Genomic DNA, 242 nt, shown 5'->3' with positions numbered 1-242 from the left:
ACGTTTTCCATTACTGTCGTACCTTCAGCAAGTACAGCAGCCATCATAATGTTTTCAGTGGCGCCTACACTTGGGAAATCAAGATAAATCTTTGCTCCTTGAAGTCTTCCTTTGATGCCTGCTTCAATAAAGCCGTTACCAATCGTAACTTCTGCACCCATCGCTTCAAACCCTTTAAGGTGCTGATCAATTGGTCTTGAACCAATTGCGCAACCTCCAGGTAGTGCAATACGAGCATGACC

The 242-nt window shown here is 44.6% G+C and carries 1 protein-coding gene; it reads right to left on the bottom strand.

Going from position 1 to position 242, the window contains the following annotated elements; translation table 11 throughout:
* The coding region (locus tag Q4528_RS15590) for a carboxyvinyltransferase (RefSeq protein WP_512701006.1) at positions 1 to 242 on the bottom strand (242 nt) is incomplete at both ends.

Origin of the sequence: Staphylococcus pasteuri (assembly GCF_030547725.1) — a bacterium.
Taxonomy (GTDB): Bacteria; Bacillota; Bacilli; order Staphylococcales; family Staphylococcaceae; genus Staphylococcus; species Staphylococcus pasteuri.
The sequence above is the reverse complement of the archived record's forward strand: the minus strand, read 5'-3'. Positions and strand labels throughout refer to the sequence as shown.